At 71.2% G+C, this 6,713-nt stretch carries 6 protein-coding genes; 4 read left to right on the forward strand and 2 right to left on the reverse strand.

Annotation, left to right across the window (positions count from 1 at the left end):
* Positions 1-157 precede the first annotated feature (157 nt).
* The 3 genes from VM840_05160 to VM840_05170 are packed head-to-tail and all read left to right on the forward strand — an operon-like array spanning position 158 to position 2,822.
* A complete protein-coding gene (locus VM840_05160; protein ID HVL80963.1) occupies positions 158-640 on the forward strand; it encodes a pyridoxamine 5'-phosphate oxidase family protein in 483 nt (160 codons plus the stop codon).
* Positions 637-1,980 (forward strand): prenyltransferase, encoded by a 1,344-nt coding sequence (locus VM840_05165; GenBank protein ID HVL80964.1) that lies wholly within the window; start codon positions 637-639, stop codon positions 1,978-1,980. The genes VM840_05160 and VM840_05165 overlap by 4 nt, the downstream gene beginning before the upstream one ends.
* A gap of 11 nt (positions 1,981-1,991) precedes the next feature.
* Positions 1,992-2,822 (forward strand): TIGR03560 family F420-dependent LLM class oxidoreductase, encoded by an 831-nt coding sequence (locus VM840_05170; GenBank protein HVL80965.1) that lies wholly within the window; start codon positions 1,992-1,994, stop codon positions 2,820-2,822.
* Here the strand turns inward: VM840_05170 and VM840_05175 are convergent.
* Entirely contained in the window at positions 2,819-4,234 is a 1,416-nt protein-coding gene (locus VM840_05175; GenBank protein ID HVL80966.1) for an aldehyde dehydrogenase family protein, read from the reverse strand. The two genes, VM840_05170 and VM840_05175, sit on opposite strands and share 4 nt — an antisense overlap.
* Before the next feature lie 50 nt (positions 4,235-4,284).
* A complete protein-coding gene (locus tag VM840_05180) occupies positions 4,285-5,397 on the reverse strand; it encodes a response regulator (protein HVL80967.1) in 1,113 nt (370 codons plus the stop codon).
* Positions 5,398-5,534: 137 nt separating this feature from the next.
* On the opposite strand from VM840_05180, the gene VM840_05185 reads away from it, so the two are divergent.
* The coding region (locus tag VM840_05185; GenBank protein ID HVL80968.1) for a hypothetical protein at positions 5,535-6,713 on the forward strand (1,179 nt) is incomplete at its 3' end.

Here is a 6,713-nt window from a genome sequence, read left to right on the forward strand (position 1 = left end):
CTCCTGCTCTCGGGGGGCAACGTGGACCTCCGCGCCTGGGCGTCCCGCTTCGAGGGCTAGTCGCCGGCCCGCGGGCTGGGCCATACCTACCGGGCGGCGGCGCTCGTGATATGGTTCACATAGAGTTGAGCAAGCGCTCAAGATGGAGGAGGCAGCCATGGGAGCCCTTCCCGAGCAGGCGGAGCAGGTCCTGGGGGCGGCGCTCGTCTGCGAGTTCACGGTCATCGGCCCCGAGGGCCGGCCCATCACCCACCCGATGATCCCGCTCTACGACGGAGAGCGGATCTACATGACCTCGAGCGTGCTGTTCTCGCGCAAGCTGCGCCACGTGAAGGCGAACCCCCGCGTCTCGGTCGCGGTGACCGACCCGGCGGCATGTCCGGGGCTGGACGCCTTCCACCGCGTCACCGTCCAGGGGGACGCGACCGTCCACGAAGGGGACCTGCACCGCGACTGGGAGCGGATCCTGCCCCTGTGGACCGCGAAGGAGCCCATGGTCGCCTCCCTGCTGGCGAAGCGGGTGGCCCTCCCGCTCTTCTGGGAGCGGGCGCTCATCGAGGTGGTCCCGCGGCGTGTCCTCGTCTGGACGGACGGGCGGACGGACCGGCCGGCGCAGGTGTACGAGGGGGTGACGAGTTGACGGTCTCCCAGGAGGTCCTCGGCAAGCTGGAGGAGGGGTACGAGCACGCCGTCGTCTCGTGGGTCGAGGACGACGGGTACCCGACCAGCGTGGCGACCGGGTTCCGGTGGTCGCGCTCCCGCGGAGTGGTCGTCCTGGACACCACCGCCGAGCCGTTCCCCACCGACCGGGACGTGAACGTGATCTTCAGCCACATCAGGCCGCAGCCCGGGGTCGGGTACGACGAGCGGCGCTACGTGTCCCTCACCGGTCGGCTGCGTCCGGCCGACGGGCGCTACGAGGTGGTCGGCTCCCGGGGGTACGCCTGGGACGAGCAGGACCTCCACTTCGTCCGCTACTCGGAGCGAGGCGTGCCCCGGGCCCAGGAGTACCTGGGGGAGCTGAGCGCGGACCGCGGGGAGCCGGTCCGGCCCAGGCTGAGCTTCGGGTGGCTCGCGCTCCGGGCGACCCGGCTCCCGTTCGTGACCGCGACCGCCGTCCCCGTCTTCCTGGGCGTGGCGGTGGCCGCGCACAACGGACGGTTCGACCTGGGACTCGCCCTCTGGACGCTGATCGGCGCCGTCCTGATCCACCTCGGACTGAACGTGGCCAACGACGTCTTCGACACCATGTCCGGGGCCGATGCGGCCAACGACAGTCCGACCCAGTTCAGCGGGGGCTCCCGCGTCGTCCACTACGGGCTGGTCAAGCTGCGCACCCTGGCCGTGCTCTCGTCCGCCTTCTACCTGTCCGGGATCGGCATCGGGCTGTACCTGGCCGCGCAGCGGGGCTTCTGGCCGCTCTTCTGGCTCGGGGCCGTGGGGGTCGCGATCAGCGTCGCGTACACGGCGCCTCCCCTGCGTCTCGTGCACCGCGCGCTGGGCGAGATCGCCGTGGGAGCCGGGTTCGGCCCGATCGTCGTGCTCGGGGCGTACTTCGTCCAGGCCCAGCGGTACTCGGCGGAGGCGCTCTACGCGTCGGTCCCCATAGGACTCCTGGTCGCGCTGATCCTCTACGTGAACGAGGTCCCGGATCGCGCGGGGGACGCCGCCGTCGGCAAGCGCACGCTGCCCGTGAGGCTGGCTCCCAGCACGGTCACCACCGGGTACGCGATCGCCGCCGCGGTGATCTACGGGTGGGTGCTGGTCGGGGTGGCCGCCGGTCTCATGCCGGTCCCGACGCTGGCCGCCCTGGTGACGATCCCTATGGCGATGAAGGTCTTCCGCGGGCTGCGTGACCACTACGACTCCCCGTACGAGCTCATGCCCTACATGGGCACGGGGGTGAACCTCCAGCTCGCGGCCGGGATGCTGCTCGTCGCCGGGTACGTGGCGCAGATCCTGCTCGACCGCTTCGGATAGGGTTGGGCCCGATGAGGTTCGGGCTCGACATCAGCCAGCACCAGCTCACCTGGGACGAGATCGTCCGCCGGGCTCGGTACGCGGAGGAGGCCGGGTTCGACGGAGCCTGGGTCTTCGACCACTTCAAGGCGCTCTACGGCGACCCGACCGGCCCGTGCTTCGAGGCCTGGACCCTCCTCGCCGCGCTCGCCGCGACGACCGAGCGCATCCGGCTGGGCGTGCTGGTGACCGGGGTCACGTACCGACACCCGTCCATCCTCGCGACCGAGGCGGTCACGGTCGACCACGTCTCCGGGGGGCGGCTCGAGTTCGCGATCGGGGCCGCCTGGTACGAGCAGGAGCACACCGAGCTGGGGGTGCCCTTCCCCGGCCCGCGGGAGCGTATCGAGCGGCTGGACGAGGCCCTCCAGCTGACCAAGCTCCTGTGGACCACCGACGGAGCCACGTTCTCGGGAGCCCACTACGAGCTGAAGGACGCGACGTACCGGCCGCGTCCGATCCAGCAGCCGCACCCCCCGATCTGGATCGGGGGAGGAGGGGAGCGCGGGATGCTCCCGCTCGTCGCCCGTCACGCCGACGTCTGGCACGGGTTCGGGAACGTAGCCGACCTCACCCGGAAGTCGCAGGCGATCGACCGCCACGCCGAGGAGGCGGGACGCGACCCGGCGACGATCGCGCGGTCCACCGCGCTCTCACTCTCGGAGCCGTGGGACAGCGTCCGGCGCCGCATCGAGGAGCTGTCCGAGGCGGGCTTCTCCTACCTGACGGTGGGGTGGCCGTCCGAGGGGCAGGAGAGGATGGACACGTTCGTGTCCGAGATCCTCCCCGCCTTCTCGGGTTAGAGCTGCATCGACTTGATCTCGAGGAACTCCTCGAGACCCCACCGGCCGAGCTCCCGTCCGTAGCCGGACTGCTTGAACCCGCCGAACGGGGCGACGGGGTTGAAGCTGCCCCCATTGATATCGACCTGTCCCGCGCGGATCCGCTTGGCCACCCGCAGGGCGCGGTCGGTGTCACCCGACCAGACGGCGGCGGCCAGCCCGTAGATCGTGTCGTTCGCGATCCGGACGGCCTCCTCCTCGTCGGTGTAGGGGATGATCGAGAGCACCGGTCCGAAGATCTCGTCCTGGGCGATCGTCATGTCGTTGCGGACGTTCGAGAAGACCGTCGGCTGGACGAAGTAACCCTTCTCGATGGGAGGCTCGTCCCCGCCCGTCACGAGCGTGGCTCCCTCCTCGATGCCCCGACGGATGTAGGACAGCACCCTCTCCTGCTGGGCCTTGGAGACCATCGGCCCCAGCTTGGTGTCCGGGTCCATGGGGTCGCCCACCTTGAACGACTCGGCCGCCTTCTTCGCGAGCTCGACGACCTCGTCGAGGCGGTCCTGCGGGACGAGCATCCGGGTCCAGGCGGTGCAGGTCTGACCGCCGTTGAGGAAGGCGAAGTTGACGCCCGTGGTCACGGCCTTGGCGAGGTCGGCGTCGTCGAGGATGACGTTGGGGGACTTCCCCCCGAGCTCGAGCTGGACCCGCTTCACGTCCTGGGAGGCCACCTCGGCCACCCGCTTGCCGGCCCGGGTCGAGCCGGTGAACGACACCATGTCGACGAGGGGGTGGGCGACGAGCGCCTCGCCGACCACCGGACCCGTCCCCGTCACCATGTTGAAGACGCCCGCCGGAAGACCGATCTCGTCCAGGATCTCGGCGAGGATGTAGGCGGCGAGCGGAGCGACCTCGGACGGCTTCAGGACCACCGTGCAGCCCGCGCCGAGCGCGGGCACGACCTTGTTCACGATCTGGTGCAGGGGGTAGTTCCACGGGGTGATGCAGCCGACGACCCCGACCGGCTCCCGCACGATCTTCGAGTTCCCGACCTCCTCCTCGAAGGGGAACTCGTTGAGGATCTGCGCGTAGGTCCCGGAGATCGTCATCGGGAGCCCGGCCTGCACGACGGTGGCCAGCCCGAAAGGCATGGCCCCCACGTCGCGGCAGTAGGTCTCGGTGATCTCGTTCATGCGGGCGGTGAGGCCCTCGTTGATCTGCTGCAGGACCTTCGCCCGGTCGGGGACGGAGGTCTGCGACCACGTCTCGAAGGCTCGGTGGGCGGCCCGGACGGCGGCGTCGATGTCGTCGGGGGTCCCGGCGGGGATCTGGGCGATGACCTCCTCCGTGGCCGGGTTCAAGACGTCGATGGTCTCGCTGCCGGTCGACGGGACCCAGGCGCCGTCGATGTACAGCTTGTCGTGGTTAGCCATGCGGACCTCCCCGTAGGCGCTTCGTCGCGGTGCCCCTACAGCCTACGCGGTCAGGGAGCCGGGCCGTCCCCGATGAACGGGACCCATGCCTCGACCACGGTGCCGGTTCCGGGCTCGCTCGAGATACGCGCCCACCCCTCGGCCATCTCCGCGCGCTCGCGGATCGACGCCAGGCCGAGGTGACCGGTCTCCGGCGTCGCCGCGGTGTCAAAACCGGTCCCGTCGTCGGTGACCCTGACGAGGACCCCGTCGTCCGACGGCTCCAGGTCGACCTGGACGTTCGTCGCCCGGGCGTGCTTCCGCACGTTGATCAGCGCTTCCTGGGCGATCCTGTAGACGACGGCGCCGGTGTCCGGGGGTGGGGGCTCGGGGAGCCGGTCGGAGAGGGAGAACCCCGTCCCGGACTCGTGCAGGGTCTCCTCCAGGTAGGTCTGCAGCGCGGGGACGAGCCCTTCGAGCTCGAGGGTGCGCGGACGCAGCTCGAACAGGAGGTGCCGCAGGCGCGCGACCGCGTCCTGGACGCTCTGACGGGTCTGTTCCAGCGCCTTGCGGACGTCGGGGTCGCCGACTCGGTCCTGCACCATGCCGAGGCGCATGGCGGCGACCGCCATGATCTGGAGGGAGTCGTCGTGGATATCGCCGGCGATCCTCTTCCGCTCGTCCTCCTGCGCCCGCACCATCGTCCCTACCCGCCGGCGACGCCCGCCCCGGTCGGGCGAGGTCGCCGCGCGGGGGGCCGGACCCCGTCCGGGGCCGTCCACCAGCGCGCGCAGCGTCTCTATCGAGATCGACGCCTCGCCATGGGCCGCCCGGCGGACGGCGCCGGTCACGTCCTCGTGCTCCGATCCTTTGACGACGTACCCGACGGCCCCCGCCTGCAGCATCTCGAGGACCGTGCTCTGGTCCGAGTACGCGGAGAGCGCCACCACCCGCGTGCCGGGGGAGACGGCCAGGATCTCGCGCGTCGCAGCCGGGCCCCCGCTTGGACGCATCCGAACGTCGAGCAGGACCACGTCCGGGTGCTGCTGCACGGACAGCTTCACGGCCCGGTCGGTGTCCTCGGCCAGGCCGACCAGCTCGAAGCCGCCGGAGCCGGCCAGCAGGTCGGACAGGACCTCCCGGACGGCGGGCTCGTCGTCGGCCACCAGGACCCGGATGGGCACGTCCCCTCCTGTGCTCACGCTTCAAGCATCGTACTGCGGGACCGGAAACATGAGTTCCTGCCCTCGGGGGCAGGAACGCGGGCACCGCGCGCCGAACCCTGACGCGTCACCGTGTCCACCTGGGGAGGTTCCACCACATGCGCGTCCGCCACGTCCTGACCGTCTTCGTAAGCTCCATGCTCGTCGTAGGTGCGGCCTGGGCCGGGATCGGCCTGGCTCCCGTACCCGGGGCCGATCCCGGCGCGACGCTCGCGGTCGGGAACGCGGTCCCCGTGTCGCTCGCGGACGCAGGGGTCGGCACCGGCGAGGCGCTCGGCGCCGACGAGGCGCTCGTGGGCGCGGCGAAGGTGAGCATCAAGCCCCAGCCGGACGCCGCCGAGGGCGAGGTCTGGCAGAGGGAAGGTTGCGCGGTGATCACCAACCCGCAGTCCTCGGCGGACCACGTCGCGGACTTCTCGGGCGGTCCGTGGGCCGAGAACCCGAACTGCATCTACATGGGCGGGTACGGGATCGGGCCGACGAACCCGGTCCGGACCTGGGACGACGAGGACGACGGCGGCTACGGACTCTGGAGCCGGTCGGTCGCCGTCTCCCGGGGCGGACAGCTCGTCGTCCTGACCATCCTCGACGCCGTCTACTACTTCGGCGAGTACCGGACGATGTGTCCCGGGTGCGGGGCCTTCGACCTGGCCAACGACCTCGCCGAGGACTACGCCGCGCTCGGCGCGACCCCCTCGTCGTTCGTCTTCGCCTCCACCCACTCCCACACCGCGCCCGACTTCATCGGCGGGTGGGGCGGGGTGCCGCGGTGGTACCACGAGCAGGTCGCGGAGGCGATGAAGAGGTCGGTCGCCGACGCCCTCGCGTCGATGCGGCCCGCGACGATCGTCGCCGGGGAGACGCTGGCGCGCGCGTTCAACTCCGAGCGCCGCGACAACTACCGCTCGGCCGAGGACCCGACGCTCGCCTGGTTCCGCGCCCTCGACCGCGACCAGCAGACGATCGCCACCGTGGGCGCGTACGCCGCCCACGCGGTCAGCGTCTCCGCCGGCGCCGGCAAGGCTCACGCGGACTACCCGGCCGTCTTCGCCAGGCGCGCCGAGGACCGGTTCGGCGGGGTGGGGATGGTCTTCCAGGCCGGGCTCGGGAACATGTCACCGCGGTCCGGCCCGCCGATCGCCGGCAAGCCGGACGCGCCCAACTGGGAGCGGCAGGGGTACGGACTCGCCGACGCCATCCCCGCCACCGGCGGGACGCTGGTCACTTCGCCGGACGTGCGCGTGCGCAGCGAGTTCTGGGACCAGCCGGTCACCAAC

The sequence above is a fragment of the Actinomycetota bacterium genome (assembly GCA_035540895.1).
Taxonomy (GTDB): domain Bacteria; phylum Actinomycetota; class JAICYB01; order JAICYB01; family JAICYB01; genus DATLFR01.